At 45.5% G+C, this 19,107-nt stretch carries 19 protein-coding genes; 8 read left to right on the forward strand and 11 right to left on the reverse strand.

The annotated features are described in order from the left end of the window. Nucleotides 1-618, reverse strand: a complete 618-nt coding sequence (locus QUA04_RS16035; protein WP_333258309.1) for a triacylglycerol lipase — start codon at nucleotides 616-618, stop codon at nucleotides 1-3. A 318-nt stretch (nucleotides 619-936) separates the two neighbouring features. On the opposite strand from QUA04_RS16035, the gene QUA04_RS16040 reads away from it, so the two are divergent. Further along, nucleotides 937-1,398 (forward strand): hypothetical protein, encoded by a 462-nt coding sequence (locus QUA04_RS16040; protein WP_333258310.1) that lies wholly within the window; start codon nucleotides 937-939, stop codon nucleotides 1,396-1,398. A gap of 105 nt (nucleotides 1,399-1,503) precedes the next feature. On the opposite strand, the gene QUA04_RS16045 is transcribed toward QUA04_RS16040, so the two are convergent. The 7 genes from QUA04_RS16045 to sir all read right to left on the reverse strand — a co-directional run bounded on the left by QUA04_RS16045 (nucleotide 1,504) and on the right by sir (nucleotide 7,990). Next, nucleotides 1,504-2,661: a tetratricopeptide repeat protein gene (locus tag QUA04_RS16045; protein ID WP_333258311.1), complete on the reverse strand. Its 1,158-nt coding sequence runs from the start codon at nucleotides 2,659-2,661 to the stop codon at nucleotides 1,504-1,506. A gap of 192 nt (nucleotides 2,662-2,853) precedes the next feature. Then, a complete protein-coding gene (locus tag QUA04_RS16050) occupies nucleotides 2,854-3,606 on the reverse strand; it encodes a PPC domain-containing protein (RefSeq protein WP_333258312.1) in 753 nt (250 codons plus the stop codon). A 53-nt stretch (nucleotides 3,607-3,659) separates the two neighbouring features. Beyond that, a complete protein-coding gene (locus tag QUA04_RS16055) occupies nucleotides 3,660-4,100 on the reverse strand; it encodes a lysozyme inhibitor LprI family protein (protein ID WP_333258313.1) in 441 nt (146 codons plus the stop codon). Between the two features lie 212 nt (nucleotides 4,101-4,312). Beyond that, nucleotides 4,313-4,663, reverse strand: a complete 351-nt coding sequence (locus QUA04_RS16060) for a type II toxin-antitoxin system PemK/MazF family toxin (RefSeq protein WP_333258314.1) — start codon at nucleotides 4,661-4,663, stop codon at nucleotides 4,313-4,315. Beyond that, on the reverse strand, nucleotides 4,653-4,883 hold the full coding sequence (locus tag QUA04_RS16065) for a hypothetical protein (protein ID WP_333147873.1): 231 nt from the start codon (nucleotides 4,881-4,883) through the stop codon (nucleotides 4,653-4,655). Before QUA04_RS16065 ends, QUA04_RS16060 begins: the two co-directional genes overlap by 11 nt. Before the next feature lie 80 nt (nucleotides 4,884-4,963). After that, nucleotides 4,964-5,740 (reverse strand): 16S rRNA (uracil(1498)-N(3))-methyltransferase, encoded by a 777-nt coding sequence (locus QUA04_RS16070; protein ID WP_333258315.1) that lies wholly within the window; start codon nucleotides 5,738-5,740, stop codon nucleotides 4,964-4,966. Between the two features lie 261 nt (nucleotides 5,741-6,001). After that, the gene (sir, locus tag QUA04_RS16075; RefSeq protein ID WP_333258316.1) at nucleotides 6,002-7,990 is read right to left on the reverse strand and encodes a sulfite reductase, ferredoxin dependent; all 1,989 of its coding nucleotides are present in this window, start codon (nucleotides 7,988-7,990) and stop codon (nucleotides 6,002-6,004) included. Between the two features lie 286 nt (nucleotides 7,991-8,276). Between sir and QUA04_RS16080 the strand changes: the two genes are divergently transcribed. Further along, complete coding sequence (locus QUA04_RS16080; protein ID WP_333034902.1) at nucleotides 8,277-8,525, forward strand: chlororespiratory reduction protein 7; 249 nt, start codon at nucleotides 8,277-8,279, stop codon at nucleotides 8,523-8,525. Nucleotides 8,526-8,685: 160 nt separating this feature from the next. Here QUA04_RS16080 and QUA04_RS16085 read toward each other — a convergent pair whose 3' ends face one another. Together QUA04_RS16085 and QUA04_RS16090 are read right to left on the reverse strand one after the other, a co-directional pair. Then, on the reverse strand, nucleotides 8,686-9,066 hold the full coding sequence (locus tag QUA04_RS16085; protein ID WP_333258317.1) for a hypothetical protein: 381 nt from the start codon (nucleotides 9,064-9,066) through the stop codon (nucleotides 8,686-8,688). A 106-nt stretch (nucleotides 9,067-9,172) separates the two neighbouring features. Then, nucleotides 9,173-10,324 (reverse strand): glycosyltransferase family 4 protein, encoded by a 1,152-nt coding sequence (locus tag QUA04_RS16090; protein ID WP_333258318.1) that lies wholly within the window; start codon nucleotides 10,322-10,324, stop codon nucleotides 9,173-9,175. A gap of 846 nt (nucleotides 10,325-11,170) precedes the next feature. On the opposite strand from QUA04_RS16090, the gene QUA04_RS16095 reads away from it, so the two are divergent. The 5 genes from QUA04_RS16095 to serS all read left to right on the forward strand — a co-directional run bounded on the left by QUA04_RS16095 (nucleotide 11,171) and on the right by serS (nucleotide 17,407). Continuing rightward, nucleotides 11,171-12,151 carry an ABC transporter substrate-binding protein gene (locus QUA04_RS16095; RefSeq protein WP_333258319.1) on the forward strand — a complete coding sequence of 327 codons (981 nt, stop codon included), beginning with the start codon at nucleotides 11,171-11,173 and terminating at the stop codon, nucleotides 12,149-12,151. Between the two features lie 175 nt (nucleotides 12,152-12,326). Then, on the forward strand, nucleotides 12,327-13,871 hold the full coding sequence (locus QUA04_RS16100) for a sugar ABC transporter ATP-binding protein (RefSeq protein WP_333258320.1): 1,545 nt from the start codon (nucleotides 12,327-12,329) through the stop codon (nucleotides 13,869-13,871). Further along, nucleotides 13,868-14,872, forward strand: coding sequence for an ABC transporter permease subunit (locus tag QUA04_RS16105; RefSeq protein WP_333050280.1), 1,005 nt, complete (start codon nucleotides 13,868-13,870; stop codon nucleotides 14,870-14,872). The genes QUA04_RS16100 and QUA04_RS16105 overlap by 4 nt, the downstream gene beginning before the upstream one ends. Nucleotides 14,873-14,984: 112 nt before the next feature. Further along, a complete protein-coding gene (locus tag QUA04_RS16110; RefSeq protein WP_333258325.1) occupies nucleotides 14,985-15,758 on the forward strand; it encodes an iron uptake porin in 774 nt (257 codons plus the stop codon). A gap of 368 nt (nucleotides 15,759-16,126) precedes the next feature. Beyond that, nucleotides 16,127-17,407: a serine--tRNA ligase gene (serS, locus tag QUA04_RS16115; protein WP_333258321.1), complete on the forward strand. Its 1,281-nt coding sequence runs from the start codon at nucleotides 16,127-16,129 to the stop codon at nucleotides 17,405-17,407. A gap of 41 nt (nucleotides 17,408-17,448) precedes the next feature. On the opposite strand, the gene QUA04_RS16120 is transcribed toward serS, so the two are convergent. Continuing rightward, nucleotides 17,449-18,465, reverse strand: coding sequence for a hypothetical protein (locus tag QUA04_RS16120; protein ID WP_333258322.1), 1,017 nt, complete (start codon nucleotides 18,463-18,465; stop codon nucleotides 17,449-17,451). A 246-nt stretch (nucleotides 18,466-18,711) separates the two neighbouring features. On the opposite strand from QUA04_RS16120, the gene QUA04_RS16125 reads away from it, so the two are divergent. Next, a complete protein-coding gene (locus QUA04_RS16125; protein ID WP_333258323.1) occupies nucleotides 18,712-19,041 on the forward strand; it encodes a hypothetical protein in 330 nt (109 codons plus the stop codon). The last annotated feature ends 66 nt before the right edge of the window (nucleotides 19,042-19,107 follow it).

Here is a 19,107-nt window from a genome sequence, read left to right on the forward strand (position 1 = left end):
TTAAGTGGGAATTTTATTTTCTATAGGTGCTTTGAGTTCTTCAACTAATGCGTTAATACTTAGGGGTTCGGTCACCATTTGGCGGTGCAGCAAAACGTTGACTTTAACTTCTTTACCTACTGGCATTTGGGAGCTGTTCGCCGGTACAATCATTATGTCAAATGGCGTCCACATTGATGTAAAGTTTATGCGTTTGAGCATTGTCACATCTTGATTCAAATCGCGCAGCAAGCCACTATCGGGGCGCATATCCAGGTATCCTGGTAGGCGTAGGGAATAAGCGGTGAGGGTGCCGTGGTGGGGGGAAGATAGGGTGATGAAACGCTGTACGCGGTTGATTCCTCCGAGTCGCTGGACGTAGTAGCGACTGACGATGCCGCCCATGCTGTAGCCTACTATGTCTAAAGGCTGTTCTGGATCGAAGGTTTCAGAGATGTAGTCTGCGAGTTGCTTTGCCAGTAAGTCGAGCCCGAGGCTGCCGTCGTTGGGGGTGAGGTTGAGGCTGTGGACTGACCATCCCAGTTGGGTGAGACGGGCGGACATTGTGTTGAAAATAATCTTTGTGTCCCAGATGCCGTGTATGAGGATGACGGGATTGCGATCGAGCGAACTGTTCATTTGAAAAGAAAATTGCTTGGTGATTACAGCATAGATTACTGCCCTAGGGAGTTTTACCCCTACTAGGACAGCTATGGAATCGGATCGAGGTACGATCGGCAATGAGTGCGAATCCCTAACAAATTCTGAGATACTTTGTAAATAAGTGCAAAGCACTGTGAGTATTCATACCTAAAATTTGCTTTGATGAGCGAGCTTAGATATAGCCAAATGTAAATTTTGATGAATAAATGTAGACAAAGGTTGCCATAGCTCGTAATCTAACTTTGTTGACAAGCTTGTACAAATTTCTCTAAAAGAACAAAAGGAGTAAGTCTAATGTTTGGTTTTATCAAAAATTTCTTCGGCGGTATTTTCGGCTTTTTCGGCAGACTGTTGGGCTTGAAAAAGTCTGAATATTTCCTAGATTTGGGCGAATCGGGAGCGAAGGAACCAGCAAAAGTTGCGCCTGCGAAGGCTGAGCCTGTTGCGATCGCACCAGCAAAAGTTGAGCCTGCTAAGTCTGAGAAGTCTGAGAAGTCTGAACCTGCTAAGAAGGCTAAGGTAGAGAAAAAGTTTAAGAAAGACAAGGAACCAGTCGGTAGCGTTCCTACTAATACTCCGGAACCCGTGAAGGTACCTGCAGCGGCAGCAAGTAACGGGAAAGTGCCGAGTCAAGCTGAACCGAATCGGACTTTTGCTCCTAATAATTTAATGCCGACACCAACTGGAAGTCGTCGGAGCCCTGGCCCCAGCATGAACAATTTCCGGGAAATGGCTCGTCAGGTAAAAACGAAGTAGGAATTTGGGAATTGATAATAGGGAATTGGGCATTGGATAACTCCAAATGCTGGCGTTAAAAATTAAAAAAATGGCATTACTCATTTTTAATTTTAACTCTTTATTCTATTCCCTATTTTTTTCATTTCTGAGGAAGGCTAATCCGCTGTATAGCTGAAAAGCTGAGTCCCAAGGAGTTTCTGATTTGCGCTCGACTTCTATATGAGATTCGATCTTGCTCAACATATTAGTGTAATCGAGCACTGTCTCGGCAAAGGGCGTAAATTCTGACCAAAGTGTAACGTCAAGCTGGCGATCGAATATTTCCAGTAAGTTATTCCAGTTAATTCTGGTGGTACTTTGAGGAATTTGTTGAGAGTTTTTGACTCTCGATGTTTTGTTTTTATGGTTCGGTAAAGTGGGAAGTTCGGCTGAAGCTTTGGTGAAGTCAACTCCTTGTTGAAATTCGTAACTTTGGTCGCAAATTCGCAGAATGCAGTTTCTGCTGGGAATGTGCAAGTCACAGAGTTGAGCGTAATCTTGCCTGATTTCTCTGTGGCGAAATTGCTCCTTTCTTCGATTGGGGGAGTAGTCCATGACTTCGATGAACATCGGCAACAAACCTTCTACTCTTTGGGTAACTTCTGACCAGCTAAATTCGATCGCACCGAGTCGATCAAGTTTATCTTTGCAAACAACGGCTGGGGAAGAGAGAGACTGGAAATGTTGCACTCGGAAGATTTGGATTTTTTGAATATCGCTTAGGGTTGCCCAAAATACGGGAATGCCGGCTTTGAGGAGTTCTTGACCGTAAATTCGGAGTTCGGCAATCGGGCCAGTTTTGTAGAGTCTCCAGCCGCGGCTTTGGATTTGCATCCGGGTTGTGTAGGCGTCGATTTTAAAGATTCTGCTGATATTTTGTACGGCTGTGGCTTTGTTTTCGGGACTCACGGGTTCGAGGATGAGGAGTCCGGGTTCGAGGTTGCTGGGGTCGTTTTTGGCGGTTTCTATGGCTTGTTGGCGGAGGTTTTGTTGTGCGGTTTCAATCCGTTGAATAGCTTGGCGGGTCTGGGAGACTATTTTGGCGTTGGTGATGTCGCGGAGTATTTGTTTGTAGGTTGTTTGCGCTTTTTCGAGGTTGTTGGTGAGTTCGTAGTAGCGGGCGATATAGTATTGTACCCACGGATTTTCGGGGGATTCTTTTTGTAGTTGTTTGATGAGTTGGGCAGCTTGTTTGTAGTCTTTACCCTCTAAGGCGGCGGCTATTTGGTTGATGTCTGTCATGGCGATTGCGGGAATGGCGTTGTTTCTATCTTGGCTGATTTTTGGTTGGTTCCGCCAGTAGTTAACAATTTTTGCTGTTGTGTTAGTTTGGGATTTTGGGCTGTTGGGAAAAATTAAGATTTGGATTTTTTAACCGCAGATGAACGCGGATGTGTATAGATGTATGTTGACTGGATGTAAAAAAAATATAAGTTAAAGTTGATTGGAATTAACGCTTAAGGTGTAGGAACCTTTGCTTGTGCGATCGCCTCCTTTAACAACTATTTTATAAGTGCCGTTACTAGGCAATTTTATGGTGAGTTGAGACTCTCGGCGATTCTGGGAGTTGCCAGTTTTTTCGGCAATATTTTTGCCACTGGTGTCGAACAATGTTATGTTGTGGTCGAATGCTCTGCTTTTGAGGTCGATGGTAATAGATTGACCTGCCCGTCCTTGAAATGTGTGTTCGCTGGGGCCGCCGTCTTTGAGGGTTCCCCGCTGCTGTAGGAGGGAAAGGGAGGTGAGTTTTGGGCGATCGAGATTGCTCAATTCTAAGCCGTAATTTGTCACTGGTGCTTCGGGGCCATTTCCTTCTCTGACAGCGATGATAAAGGCTGTTTTGTTGTTGGGGTCTCGGAGTATTTTGTCAATAAATTGGGATTGTATTTGTTTTGCTGTAAGAGGTTTAGGTTGGTTGAAGTTTGGTTTTGAGGTACAGAAAAGCACTGCTCCGTCTAGATAGCGGGCGGCGTAGAACCAATAGTTTTGACCGTTAGTTGTAAATTCGTTTCTGCTAAAGATAGTGAATCTTTCAAGTTGCGGTAGTTGCTGATTGCGCTGGCAATTTTTATCGATGTAGATTTCGTTGGCTGAGGGCTGTCGTTGGGCGAAACCTGCTGGTACAGTGGTGCTTACAATTGCTGAGATGAGGGTGAGGGTGAAGGTGAAGGGCGATCTGCTTTTCATAAATACTTGTTTCTATTTCTTGTTGTCAGGTATTGTACGCTGTACTTCCTATTTTATCTCTGTTTTAAATACTTTTCTAGTTCCGCAGTGCGCTGTTTAGTCATCCGATCCAAACATTCATTGAGGAAACCTCCATAACCCGTACCGCCACGATTTTTATAAACTTCAAATTCACAGGTTTTATCTCTTAACTTAATCCACCCTAATTGTGCTTCGGAAAGTAGCGCCCGCTCTTCGCCACTCAATTGGGAAATCAGTTGTTTGTAAACCTCGTTCAGTCGTTTATCCGAGGCTTCGTAATTCAACCGAATACAAGTTCTGACTTGTGCATCTCCTTGCGGGCGATCGCAATTAATCTGTTGAGCAATGGGAAAGCTCGGAGATTGTGCAGAAACTGATGTTGTACCGAAAATTGCCAAAAGTGCGTGAAGCGAAGCTATCCCGTAGGGAATAGACCAAAAGAGCGATCGACTGTTTCTCAACTCTATTTTCATTGGCTGTCAACCCACCTATCTGATGAATTTTCTTAACACAAGACAAAATTGATCGTGACTTACGGACGCTAACCAAAAAAACTCGGTTTCTCATTGTCGCGATCTAGCTAATATGACCCAATTACGTGAATAAACCTGGTTTTTGCATAAGTCCTGTTGATTTGATTGATTTAAAGATTGTTTTTATATTTCATGAATTCGATTCGCCCTATTTATTCGAGTGCTAAAGTGTGCTTTAGTGCTGCATCTACTGCCACCATATCCGACAAAATACCAATTTTGCGATCGATTTCAACTTCTAGAAGCGTCACAAGATTGTCTGTCATAATTACCGAGTCAGCTAGCAATCCCGTTTGCTGCCCTTCCGGTGTTGCTAGGGAAACAAAAATCCGGCTTGGGTGTCCTGAGCGGGCTAAGTTGCTAGTAATCATTGCCGTAATTGTTTGCCCTAAACCAGTCCCCAGATTATTAGCTTGAACTATCAAAGCTGGACGGCGTTTCGCAGTACGCAAATCCGAGCTTGGGAACAAAACCAAAACCACATCACCGCGACTATAAGGCATCGTAAGCATCCATCTCCGGTAGTTCCCAATCAGGAGCAAATCTACTCAACCGAACCCGTAAATCTGCTGCTTGTTCCTGGTTGATACCGCGAGATTGCAAGTTTACTAACCCTACTTTGGGCATAAAAGTAACAATAACTTGCGCTTCTTCTATGTCAGCGGGCATTTCCAATAACTCAATTTTGCCATTTCGGTATATCCCCTCTACTGACTGTAACATATTATTCCTCTGATAATTATGTATTTACATTTTAGCTGCGATCGCCAAACCCATCAAGTCTCCGATCGGCTTGGTGGAGATTAGCTCTTCTCAAATGCCGCGCCAACTAAAGACAAAGCCACAATCGGTGCTGTCACCGCTCTTAAAATTCTACTCCCCAAAGAAACAGCTTCAAAACCCAATTCGATCGCCCTTTTCACCTCACCCTCAGTCCATCCACCCTCCGGCCCAATAGCTATGACAATCGACAATTCTCCCCCAGCCGGGGGCGGGCACGGGGGCACCGCCCCTACAAAGGGGGGATCGAAAATACCAATCAAACAATCCCACAAATGCCGATTGTCCCCGCGAGCAACACAAATAAATCGATATTTTTGACCGCAATCTTTCACAGCAACATTAAACGAAACAGGCTCTAAAATCGTCGGCACAATTTGACGTTCCGACTGTTCCGCTGCCTCCGCAGCAATTCTTTTCCACCGCTCGACTTTTTGATCACTGGGTTTGAGCAAAGTTCGATCGCTCGTTACCGACACAATACTTGCCACACCCAACTCCGTCGCCTGCCTCACAACCTCGTCAAAGCCGTTTCCTTTGGGCAATGCCGCCATCAAAGTTACTTCCACGGGGAGCTCCCTGTTCACAGCAATCTCCTCTGCTATCGAGGCAAATAACCCGGTTTCCCGTACTTCTAGGACTGCTAACCACCAATGCCCTCGACCGTCCATCGCAATAAATCGATCGCCCCCTTGCAAACGTAGCACTCGATTTAAATAATGCTGCTGTTCCCTAGTTAAGTCGATTTTGCGATCGCAAATTTGAGCGGCAGTAACTGCTAATCTTTGTAATTGAGGCATTGAATTTGGGATTGTTCGTTTTCTATTAGAGATTTTTTTATTTAACCGCAGAGAACGCAGAGAACGCAGAGGAAGAGAGAATGAGAAGAGATAGGCAGGGGGGGTTTCAACAGTTCAAAAAACAATAAAGGCAAAGCATCTACAACCGGAATTATTTTACAAATTCAAGTTTTTTTCTGCAAATGCTCTGCCTTTATATTATTGTTGCCAGAAGTCTATTGAATACAATCGAAAATCACAAAGCGCAAATTGAAAATCGGCTTATGCTTCCTCCTTAATCTTCTTTAAATAAGTGGAAATCGCCTCTGTAGCTAGCTGCGTGATTGGCTTGCCCTGACGGGCTGCTTCTTCCTTGAGCTCGTTGTAGATTTCATCGCGGACGCTAATTCGACGGCGGACTTTGCCACCGCCAGCAGTGGCAGTCTCGTTTTCCTCGCCGTTACTAGACGTAACATCTAATTCATTAATCTCAGTTGTCATCGAGTCAGCAGATTGGTAGTTGGTTACAAATTGACGGATAGATTCTAACCCGACGCGATCGCAAAAATTGCCAAAACTCTCGCTCAGTTGCCGTTTTTGCTTGAAATAAACAAAAATCGGCTCCAGAAAAGCTTCAAAATCCTTGACGTGCAGCTTTTCCTCAATTGGTTTTGCCAGCCGCGTTTGATCTGGAGAACCGCCCAGCCAAATCTGGTAGGATTCCGGGGAACTCCCGACAAACCCCAATTCTGCCATATAAGGGCGGGCGCATCCATTTGGGCAACCAGTCATCCGCACCACCAAATGCTCGTCTGCCAAGCCCACTTTGGTTAAAAGCGCCCGAATCCGCTCTAAAATGCTCGGCATCACGCGCTCAGATTCGGTAATCGCTAACCCGCAAGTCGGCATTGCCGGACACGCCATCCCATAGCGCACTAAGGGGTCGATCGCAGTTTCCCGCTGAATGCCGCATCGATCGAGTATTCCCTGAATTTCTTCTTTAATATCCGGCGAAATATCGTAAATCAGCACGTTTTGGTGTGGCGTCGCCAGGATCGGCAAGTTGTACTTCTGCACAATTTCCCGCAAAGCTGTTTTTAGCTGAAAAGAACCTTCATCCTTAATCCGGCCATTATCCACAGAAATGCCGACAAACAGCTTGCCGTCTCCTTGGTCATTCCAGCCCAAGAAATCAAAATACTTCCACTCAGGTAGCGGTTTAAACGCTTCTAGCGGCTTGCCAAAATATTCGGCTACTTTTTCACGGAACCACTGTACGCCTTTGTCGTTAATCAGGTACTTCAGCCGCGCGTGCCGTCTGTCTGTGCGATCGCCGTAATCTCTTTGGGTTGCTACAATTGCCTTGACCAAATCGTAAACATCATCCTTGGCAACATAGCAAATCTCGTCAGCAACCCGCGCAAAAGTCTCTTCTTTATTGTGAGTACGGCCCAAACCGCCACCAGCAAACACGTCAAAACCTTGCAACTCGCCAGCTTCATTGGTAATTACCACCAAGCTCAAATCCTGAGAGTACAAGTCAATTGAATTGTCTCCCGGCACAGTAACGGAACACTTGAACTTGCGCGGCATATAATGGCTGCCGTAAATCGGTTCTTCTTTGTCGCTAAAGATTGTGCCGTTGCCGTTTTTCTGTCTAGCGGCCTTCACTGCGGGGTCTTCCTCAGCCGACACAGCTTTTTCGCCGTCCAACCAAATTTCGTAATAAGCACCGGTTTGTGGCGTTAGCAAATCGGCGACATTGTTGGCGTATTGCAGCGCATACTTGTATTCTGGGCGATTTTTGTACGGTGCTGGCGGTGCCATGACGTTGCGGTTCAAGTCGCCGCAAGCTCCCAAGGTTGACCCCATATTTTTAATAATTGAGGAAAACACTACTTTAAGATTTTTCTTCAACACGCCGTGCAGTTGGAAACCTTGGCGCGTTGTGACGCGGATCGTGTGGTTGCCGTATTCTTCAGATAGCTTGTCTAAGGCTAAGTATAATTGCGGCGGAGTGAACCCGCCGGGATTGCGGGTGCGGAGCATGAACTGATAGTCTTTTTCTTGTCCTTTAACTCGATTGTCGCGGTTGTCTTGCTGGTACGAGCCGTGAAATTTGAGAATCTGAATCCCGTCTTCAGTGAAATGGGTAGTTTCTTGTAACAGTTCAGTCGCAACGGGTTCTCGTAAATAGTTGCTGCGTTCTTTGAGACCTTCTGATTTAGAGGGCTTGCGCGCAACAGGGGTTGAAGTGGAAGATGTGATCATGGGAATGTATAGTGCCAGTTATAATTAGATACAGCCGATCGAATATTTCTTGACAATTTGACACTTGACAAATTTGCACTTGACAAATCTCCTCAGAAATGCTGTGTCGGATCTGTTGACAACTCGGTTAACAACTAAGTTAATAACGGTAATCCGCTAGGAATTCTGATGGTGCTTAATTGTAACACGATCGAGCCGGGCCTGAAAAATTGTAATTAAGAGTTTATACTTTGGTTCGCTTAAGTGTACGAAACTTTAGAAATAATTAACCTCAACCTTTGAAACTATGTCACTGTATGACGAAGACACCTTTGTGGTCTTAGAAACAAACCAGTCAGAGCAGTTTTTGACGGCGGCGGAACTGTTAGAAAAGCTGAAAGCCGTGTTAACCGAGGAACACGAAGATTTGCCGCAGGACGTGGATAAAATATCTGGGGTGGAAGCTCAAGCCAAGTATTTGATTGATACTTATTGTGAATTAGATGTCGGGGCTGGAAAATTTTTGCAGTGGTATGCAGTGCGTCTAGAAAAGTAATTTTGAGAAGGCGGAACTGGGAATTGGGCACTTATACTGATCGTAGTCGAAGTATCGGGCATCGGAAATTCGGAATTGGTAACAGTTAGCAGTTAACAGTCAACAATTATTCAATCCAAAATCCAAACTCCAAAATCTAAAATCCAAAATCTAAAATCGGTTAATCTTCCAACTGTTGAACCGATGATACTTCTACTGCGGTAACATCGATCGTACCGGGCGGAGTCAAACGGCTAAAATGACCTTCCTCTATTTGCAGAGGTTCGCCGCAGTTGGCACACTGAAACTGAGTTTGATTTAAAGCTGTAAATTCGTATTGACAAACTGGACAATTGTCCTCAATTAAATTGCGTTTCAGCCACCACTGAAGCGCGAAAAATGCGACCACAGGCGTCAGCAACAAAAAAGCTACTACAATCAACACTGATTTAACTATCCAACCCAAACCAATTGACACCAACAAACACGCGATGCCCAGCAGTATCAGCCAATTGCTAATACGGGGTAGCTTGAAAGATATTTTGGGGGTGCCTTGGTTCACGGTGGTCTCCTTGGGTGTCTTTGCAGGTAGGCATAACTCTATCCTACTCAGAAATTCAGGCGGTCGATCGAGTTAATTTTCCCATTGTACACCCAGAAACCGCTCTCTACGGCATAAGTTTATCTGAGTCAGAGGGTTGAAAAATTCCTTGTAAGGATTGACAAAGGGATTCAAAACTAAATTTTGCCAGGGTTTGTTCCCTCAACCAGTGGCGATCGCACCTTTTATCCTCTCTTCGCAGCATTTCTACACAAGCAACCGCTACTGCTGCTGAATCTCGGTGGGGAACTCGCCATCCGAGTTTACCATCTTGCAGCGGATCGGCTGACCCGTCCGCGTCCCCCGCGAGTACGGGTACTCCGCAAGCCAGCGCTTCCAAATAAACTATACCGAACCCTTCCTGGGAGGGCATTACATAAGCGTCGGCTAACTGGTAATGTGCTGGTAAATTTTCTGTCGCTACAAAACCCGCAAATATTACTCTTTCGGTAACTCCCAAATCATCAGCGAGTGTGGCTAATCTCGATCGATCGTCTCCGCGCCCAATAACTAAGTATTTCACATTCGGAAAAGTTTTGGCTATTTGCGGCAAAGCTTGAATGGTGACATCGACACCTTTGTAAATATCGCTCGATCGCAATCTGGCTACAGTCATCAATATTTTAGCACCAACCAAATTGTACTGCTTTAATAAATCCTGTGGCTTCGGCCCAGCCGTAAATATATTTTCATCTACAGTACAAGGCACTATGTGGATTTTTTCGGGATTTAATCGGTTAATTTCGCAAGTGCGATCGCGCGTGTACCTGCTAATAGTCCAAATACTGTCAGCTTTACTCATTGCTGTTCGAGCTTTGGGCGGAAGCGGTTCCCACACTTCCTTGCCGTAAGTTAAAATAGTGTAGGGAATTCCCAGCGGCTGGCATAAAGTTTGAATTAGCGGTGCCAGTTTGATGTGACCGCAAAAAACCCGCGGCGGTCGTTTTTGCAGCAAGCGAGTTAATAATAGTGTAGCAAACTTAAGACGGTCAAACCCGGGATTCTCGGTTTTGAGGTAATAAAATTTCAGATTTTTTGACTCGTAAGGATTGTTGCAGTCTGGGGAATCTCGCAACAGCAAAACTTCAGCTTGCGGCAGCGAGTTTGTCCCTGCGGTTATGGACAGATAAGCTTTGAGAATGTCTTTAACGTAGGATTGAATGCCGCCTTCGCTGGCAAATATTTCTAGGAAGCAGAATAGGTGATTTGTCGATCGCATCTGTGATTTACCCATTGACAGCGCAGACAATTATTGCAGTATTGTGACTTGGCTAAAAAGGGCGATCGTCATGATCCAGAGCTTTTAAACCATGTCACGATCACTGTAATTGCAGGTTTTACAGGCAAATATTTGACTCGCCTACTCTCACCGTTGGTTTTGAGGGACTATCTGCTTTTTAACTAGGGCTTTTTAACTAGCTGCATGGGTGAGCGCGAAGCTTTGCTTTCAGTTTACTATGATCTACCGTTACTGACTGTAAACTTAATGATTTTTTACAATATTGTACCCCAAGCAAAATTTAAGATTTATTGAGTTGGCGTGGCGTGTCCGAGCAGACTGAGGATTACCATATCGGTGCCGATCGAGGATCTCGTATTTTTAGTCTTTGGTAAAAGTATTGTCTATCCAAAGATAGATATAGAGCCAGTTTTTAACTGTTATCATCAGCAAATATAGAGAGTTAAATTCACTATGACTCTGCCAGCTTTTAAAAGCAATTTCTGAAAGATTTTGTCGAAAATATTCTCCTAAAAATTTGTCACGCATTGCAAAAAAATTAATGCTCATAAAGCATACAAAAATTTAACATCGTTGATTCTTTTGGGATCGAGGAGATAGTTTGAATATTCATATCTTTTCGGTTAACAAAAGTAGTCTGGCGAACCGAGTGATAGATTTTTACGGGCATAAAATAAACACGATCTCGTACAATTATGTACAAAGAAAAGCCGCTCACCTAAAACATTAGGTATTCGAGTTTAAACCTAACAAAAGCTAATGTTAGGTTGGCAACGTCATATTTACGAGCGACTCTCTCCAAACTAGCCTTCATTGGAGTTTGAGGTGAAACGAGTAACGATCGCACTCAGTCTTTTTAGTCTCCTCAGCAGCACTCTGGCAAGTTGCACCGCAGCTTCCCAGAACGCTCAAAACAGTATACAACCAAGCAGCTCCGAACTTTCATCAGTTGCTGTAGCAGTCCGCGACCTAGGTAATCCATTCTTCGTACAAGTTGGCAAGGGCGCTGAGGCCGAAGCCAAGAAAATCGGCGGTGCAAACGTGAGGACAACTCTCGTTTCCAGCGGCGACGATTTAAATCAGCAATTTAATCAAATCGAAAATTTTATTGCCTCTAATGTCAGCATGATTGTACTCAATGCTGCTGACACCAAAGGCATTGCACCCGCTGTTGAAAAAGCCAAGCAAGCCGGAATTCCGATAATTGCAGTTGATACCGCCGCCGAGGGAGGCGTGGATGCCACAGTTACTTCAAATAACGTGCAAGCTGGCGAAGTAAGCTGTCAATATATAGCCGATCGCTTGAAAGGAAAAGGTAGCGTTGTGATTATCAACGGGCCTCCCGTCGCTTCAGTGGTCGAGCGAGTTCAGGGGTGCCAGAGTGTCTTCTCCAAATATCCCGATATCAAGGTTCTTTCCAAAGATCAGAACGCAGAAGGCAGCCGCGATGGCGGATTGAGAGTGATGAGTGATGTCCTTACTTCCTTCCCAAAAATTGATGCTGTTTTTGCAATTAATGACCCCTGTGCCATTGGTGCAGAATTAGCAGCCAAACAAGCACAAAGGAGCGAGTTCTTCATTGTGGGAGTCGATGGTGCACCTGAAGCTTTAGATGCGCTCAAGCAGAACAACAGTCTATTTGTGGCTACAGCAGCTCAAGATCCATTTCGCATGGCAGCCAAGGCAGTTGAAGTCGGGAACGACATTCGGAAAGGAAACAAGCCAGCCAATCCAAACATTCTGATTCCAGTCGCGCTGATTACTCGCGAAAACGTCAATCAACATAAAGGCTGGACAAGTGAATAAACCAGGAATTGCTGGAAACCGAGTTGTTTGGGAAATTACTTCTCTTTAGTAGTCATTCTGCTATTGACAGGAGTAAACGGAACCATGCGTACCATACAGCTCTACCTGCCATTAATTCCATAAATTGATGTAGCAAATCTCGACTTGTAATTCGCATAAAATTACGGTATTTGCGATGGTAAATAGCACTCAACATTCAATTAAAACTAAGCCCGTCCTCGAAATGCAAGGTATTAAAAAAACCTTTAACGGTTTTGTAGCCTTGCACGATGTAAATATCACCGTTTACCCGGGCGAAGTCCACGCCCTCATGGGGGAAAACGGTGCGGGCAAAAGTACGCTGATGAAAATTCTGGCGGGAGCCTACATAGCCGATGCAGGCGAAATCAGAATTGACGGCAAAGCCGTTAAGATGACAGATCCCGCTCAAGCCAGAGATTTAGGGATAGCGATTATTTATCAAGAACTCAATCTCGCCCCCAATCTGACAGTTGCTGAAAACATTTTTATGGGCAGCGAGCTGAAGAAAGGAGGTACATTTTTAGACCAAGATGAAATGCGGCGCAAGGCATCTGAGGTCTTGAAAAACCTTGATGCAAATTTTGAGGCTGGAGACCTGGTTTCGACACTTTCAATTGCCGAACAGCAGCAAGTGGAAATAGCTAGGGCGCTCAAACACAACAGCCGAATTTTAGTGATGGACGAGCCGACGGCTGCGCTTTCAGACCGGGAAACAGATAAGCTTTTTGAAGTGGTTCGCCGCTTGCGGAATGAGGGGATTGCTATTATTTATATCAGCCACAGAATGGCAGAAATTTATGCCCTTGCCGATCGCGTCAGCGTCATTCGAGATGGCGGGTATATTGGCTCTCTGGAAAAGCACGAAATTTCGGCCGAACGCCTGGTGGAAATGATGGTGGGTCGTTCTTTACAGGATTTGTACGAAAACAAGCATCAAATAACACCGGGTGCAGTTGTTCTTGAGGTAACAAATTTAAGCGACGGCCACAAAGTAAAGCCTGCCAGTTTTCAACTTTATGCGGGCGAAATTTTGGGTTTAGCGGGTTTAGTTGGCGCTGGCAGAACAGAACTTGCCCGCCTAATTTTTGGTGCAGATCGGAAGGTAAGCGGTGAAATAAAACTGGAAGGTCGTCAACTCAATGTCTCGACACCCAATGAAGCAATGGCAGCCGGAATTGCTTACGTGCCAGAAGATCGCAAGGCTCTCGGACTATTTTTAGAGGCAACTTCGGGTGAGAATATCACCATGAATGTCCTCGATAAAGAAGCAAAAGCTGGCATTATTAACTCAAGCTTTCTGTTGAAAGTTGTCAATGAGGCTATTAATAATTTGCAGATTCGCCTTGCAAGTCCGAGCATCAGGGCAATGGATCTTTCAGGGGGAAATCAGCAGAAGTTGCTGCTAGCGCGTTGGTTGGCTATCAACCCAAAGGTACTTTTACTCGATGAACCGACGCGGGGTGTGGATATTGGCGCCAAAAGCGAAATTTATCGAATTATTAGCGATTTGGCAGCCAAAGGTGTAGCTATTTTGATGATTTCCAGCGAACTGCCGGAAATTGTGGGAATGAGCGATCGCGTCTTAGTAATGCGAGCAGGAAGCCTCGTCGGTGAAGTAGGCGGCTCGACAGGGGAAAAGATTACGCAAGAAAACATTATGGCTTATGCCACTGGTGCAAAAGAGGTAGTAAAATCATGAGTCAAACGCAAACAAAAACCAGCAGAAGTTCAGGGAGCGATCGGCAGAAAACAAGTAAAGCTCAAGCTTGGAAAAATTTCATCCAAGTTGCCGGTATCCTGCCGATTTTGGTGGCCATATGTGTAATTTTTTCCCTGGTAACGCCCAACTTTCTTTCCGTAGGAAATTTTATCAATGTCATTCGGCAAGCATCGATCAATATTGTCCTTGCTACTGGCATGACTTTTGTGATTTTGACTGGCGGAATAGACCTTTCAGTCGGGTCAATTTTGGGCGTGACGGCAGTTGTCGGGGTGCTGGTTTCCTTAGTTCCTGGTCTGGGTTGGTTTGCCGTACCGGCTGCGTTAATAGCCGGAGTCTTTTTGGGATTGCTTAACGGCTCGCTAGTTGCCTATTTAGGTTTGCCTCCGTTCATCGTCACCCTCGGTTCTTACACAGCTTTGCGGGGAGTTGCTTATTTAGTCGCTAACGGCACTACCGTTATCAATAGAAATCTGAATTTTGCTTGGGTAGGTAACAATTATGTCGGCCCAATTCCCTGGTTGGTTATTATCGCCTTCCTCGCAGTTCTAGCGAGTTGGTTTGTCTTGCGGCGGACTGTTCTCGGGAGGCATATTTACGCCGTGGGAGGCAACATTCGGGCAGCACGATTGACAGGTATTAAGGTGAGTCGGGTGCTGTTATTTGTCTATGGCGTGAGTGGGTTGCTTTCTGGTTTAGGTGGAATTATGAGCGCGTCGCGCCTCTACAGTGCGACGGGGATGTTGGGGCAAGGCTACGAATTAGATGCGATCGCTGCTGTAATTTTGGGAGGAACGAGTTTTACAGGTGGAATTGGCACTATTTGGGGTACTTTGTTGGGGGCTTTAATTATTGCCCTGCTCAACAATGGACTAACTCTCATGAATGTGTCTTTCTTCTGGCAGTTAGTTGTCAAAGGTCTGGTGATAATTATCGCAGTGACGATTGACAAAGTTCGCACCGGTTCAAGCGCAGCGTAATATTGCTAATTCGGTCGATCAGTTCCTTATGCGGAGCTTCGTCATATGCACATCCACCATTTTCCTCACCTGATTACTGCTTTTATACTGGGACCACCTGCTGCATTCAACGATCGCCAGCGATAGTGAGGGAATTCCCTCGAAATTCGGACAATACAATCCCCTCTACCGCCGGGGAGGTGGCGGTGCTGCTGTCAACTGGACGATCGTCAAAAACCTCACCCTGACTGTGGGCTATGTAGCCGGAAATCCCAATCTCTCGCAGCAAAGTAACGGTTTATTCAACGGTTCCTACAATGCTCTGGTTCAGCTTGCCTACCGGGGCGATCGCGGAGCCATTGGCGTAGCCTATTCTCGTACCTTTGCACCAAGCGGTAAAGCCGATATCACAGGCGGTACGGGCAGTTTTCTGGCTGCACAACCGTTTGGGAACAATATTGCTACATCCAGCGATTCTGTTGGCGTACAAGGATTCTACCGCCTTGCTCCCCGCTTCCAAGTTCACGGTTGGGTCGTTTATACTCGCGCCAATGCAGAAAATTCCGGTGTTAGCAGCCTTTCTAATGGTAGAGGTGGCTTGGTTGTGCTAAATGTTGACGGCGGCGATCGCGCTGATATTGTGTATGGGGCGATCGGTATAAGTTTCCCAGATGTGGGAGGTGAAGGCAACCTACCCGGGGTTTTGGTGGGTTTACCAGCTCGCGTGACGAGCAGTAATGTGCGCCGCGAGCGAGATACTTCCTATCACATTGAAGCGTTCTATCGCTTTCAGGTCAACGACAACATTTCCATCACCCCTGCTGCTTGGGTCGTTGTTAATCCTGAGAATGACAGCCGCAACGACACTCAATGGGTTTGGTTGCTTCGCACTGGCTTTAACTTTTAACCGGAAAGATATTTTACTAACCTAGTCCAGGACGCAAAAACCCAGTTTCTTGACGTAATTGCCTCATTTGAGACGATAATCGCTAGAAACCGGGTTTTTTAGACTGATAGTGCATCCAGGGCTTCAATTCCATGCCAGACAACAAAAAACCCCTACCATCGCTGGCTGGGGTAGAAAATTATCAGGGTGCATCTACTAATATTTGCAACTATAACATACATTTGTGGGGTGTCACCCTTCAGGGGTGATACCCAACTAAGATTTTCAGTCAGAATAAATTATGATTCAATATGCCAATGATTAACAAAGCTTCTATATCAGCTCGTTTTGTCCCAGCCGATCTAAAATTTAAGATTTAGAATAAATCTGTGCTAGACCTCAAATTAATTCGAGAAAACCCGCAAGCCGTGCAAGAAAGCCTCAACCTGCGCGGAGGTAACTATGAAATCGAGCCGATTTTGCAATTAGACAAACAGCAGCGGGAGTTGGAAAGCAAACGATCGCAACTACAAGCCCGCAGCAACGAAATTGCCAAACTCATCGGTCAAAAAAGAAAATCGGGTTTACCCCTCGAATCTCCCGAAATTCAGGAACTGCAGGCAGAAGGCAACGCAGTCGGCACCGAGTCGAACGAACTGCAAGCACAGGAAAAAGACCTAAAAGCTCAAATAGAAGCTTTATTGCTGCCGCTGCCAAACTTGCCGAGTCCGTCAACGCCGATCGGCAAAAATGAAGAGGAAAACGTCGAAATCCGGCGCTGGGGAGACGAATACATACCCCAAAATCCCGGTATTTTACCGCACTGGGAAATCGGCGAAAAATTAGGAATCATCAACTTTGAACGGGCCGTAAAAATCGCTCAGCCCCGCTTTGTGAGCTTAATGGGAGCCGGGGCAGCCCTGGAAAGAGCGATTATTCAATTCATGCTCGATCGCCACACAAAAGCCGGTTATGTAGAAGTAATTCCCCCATTTTTAGTTAACACTGAATCCCTCACAGCTACGGGTCAATTACCCAAATTTGCTGAGGAAAGTTTCAAGTGCGACCAAGATGATTTGTGGCTAATTCCTACTTCGGAAGTTCCGGTTGTCAATTTGTACAGAGGTGAAATATTAACAGCAGAACAGTTGCCAATTTATCACTGTTCTTATACTCCTTGTTTTCGGCGCGAAGCTGGCAGTTATGGCAAAGATACGAGGGGATTAATTCGACTGCACCAATTTAATAAAGTTGAATTGGTAAAACTCGTGCATCCGAGTACCTCCGAAGCAGAACATGAAAAGCTAGTGCAGGATGCTGAGGGAGTTTTGCAGGCGCTGAAATTGCCTTATCGGGCGATCGCACTATGTACCGGCGACTTAGGTTTCGCGGCCGCCAAAACCTACGATTTAGAGGTGTGGCTGCCATCTGCTGGCAAATACCGCGAGATTTCCAGTTGTTCCAACGTCGCAGATTTTCAGGCGCGGCGGGCAAATATTCGCTTTAAAGAAGCGGGTAAAAAAGGCACTCAATTCGTTCACGCCCTGAACGGTTCCGGTTTAGCTGTGGGCCGGACAATGGCGGCAATTTTGGAGAATTACCAGCAGCCAGACGGAACTGTAAAAGTGCCGGAAGTGCTGCAATCTTATTTGGGTCGCGAGACTTTGTAAGCTGTTTGTCGTCACTCGGCGATTGAAAGCGCCGAGTTATCTTACAGTTTGAGCAACGCTTCCTTGATATCGATCGCCAAAAATCTATCCAATGCTAGATACATCCAATAAACAGATAACTGACTATCGCTGCTAGTCTTCTGAAATCCCAAAGCCAGGGACTGTTTTTCGTACATGGGGTGAATCATCAGCGTGTACAAGTCGCAAAGATTGGGAAAATCTGTTTGCATTTCCCCTAAAACTTTCTGTGTGTCTTCGAGAAAAGCAATGCGGTATTCTGACAAATACTGCGGCTCGATCATCCAACTGCGGACAAATACTGACTGGCAATTTAGATCTCCTGGTAGCGCCATCTTGAAAGGATCGATATCAGAAATAGAACTTAAATGAAGCCCTTTACTAGCAGCATTAAAAAAATTTACTTCTGATTCGCTAGCTGTCGGGTAAAGTAAGTAAAATCCGACAGGATTGAGATTATCTGAGCGACGCAAAACTCGCATTCCCTTTGAGTATTGACTGGCAAAAAGCCGGAGGATTTTAGCAATTTTGTGGGGAACGGCGTTAGTGTTGCGGTTCATCCAGTTGTAATTAGTTGCTAATAAATTGGCAACTGGAATCGCGTCGCACCGAGGGTTGAAATCATCTAATTGGAGTTGTACAGGCTTTTGAGGTTCGGCGGCCTCTAAAATTTCTGAAACTGGTTGAATTTGAATTGTCGTAGCGTTACCATCAAAGTGTTTTTCGATTAATCCGAGTGCTGCTAATTTATCTAACATCATTCCGGCGGCGCGATCGCTCCCGCGATCGGAATCGCAGTAGAATAGTTCTGCGGCTTCCCGGTGAGTGCACTGCACTTCTGTTGCGGGCAATTCCAGTTTCGCCAGCGGCGGTTTGAGGCGGGGCTGATTTTCCTGAAGCTGTTTAACCAATAAATAAATCCACAGCCTGATAAAGCATTCAGCCCTAGTGCGAGTTACGCCGACTCGTTTCATCAACAGCGAGACAGCCGTGCGTCGTTGAGATTGAGCATACCAAACATTTATTTCTTCAAAATCCATTGTAGTTGCCAAGCAGTGAAGGAACTCTACTTACATATTGGCTCAATTACAATAAACTTCACCCCGCTTCAGGTTACTTGTTGCCGCTGTTGCTCAACTTGCCTGATTTCCGGCGAATCTACAAGATAGCTGCTTGCTCCTTGCAAGTTCACTGCTTCACAAAGCACCATCAATTTTAGATATTTTCTGGCTTGATTTAACAAACCAACGAACCCGAGTAAATTAGCAGCTTTAGAGGTTTACGCCATGTACAGTGCTTATATCAATCGGATGGGAAAATTTTTGCCGGGAGAACCGATTAATAATGATGAGATGGAAGAATATCTCGGCAAAATTGCCTCGCGCGCTTCGAGAGCCAGGCAGCGAATTCTCAACAGCAACGGGATTCAACAGCGCTACTACGCGATCGACAAACAGCAGCAAACACTATATTCTAACAGCCAAATGGCAGCGTTTGCCGTCCGTGACGCGATTTCTCAGTCAAATCTCGAACCAGGGGCGATCGACTTACTGGCCTGCGCTACCACTTTACCCGATTTATTAGTACCGGGATTTGCCAGCACAGTAAGTAGTTAAGCAAAATTAATTACATAATTATCTCCAAATTCTTTAAGAATTCTTTCGACAGATGAAACAAGAGAT

This window comes from Microcoleus sp. S13_C5, from assembly GCF_036700845.1.
GTDB lineage: Bacteria > Cyanobacteriota > Cyanobacteriia > Cyanobacteriales > Microcoleaceae > Microcoleus.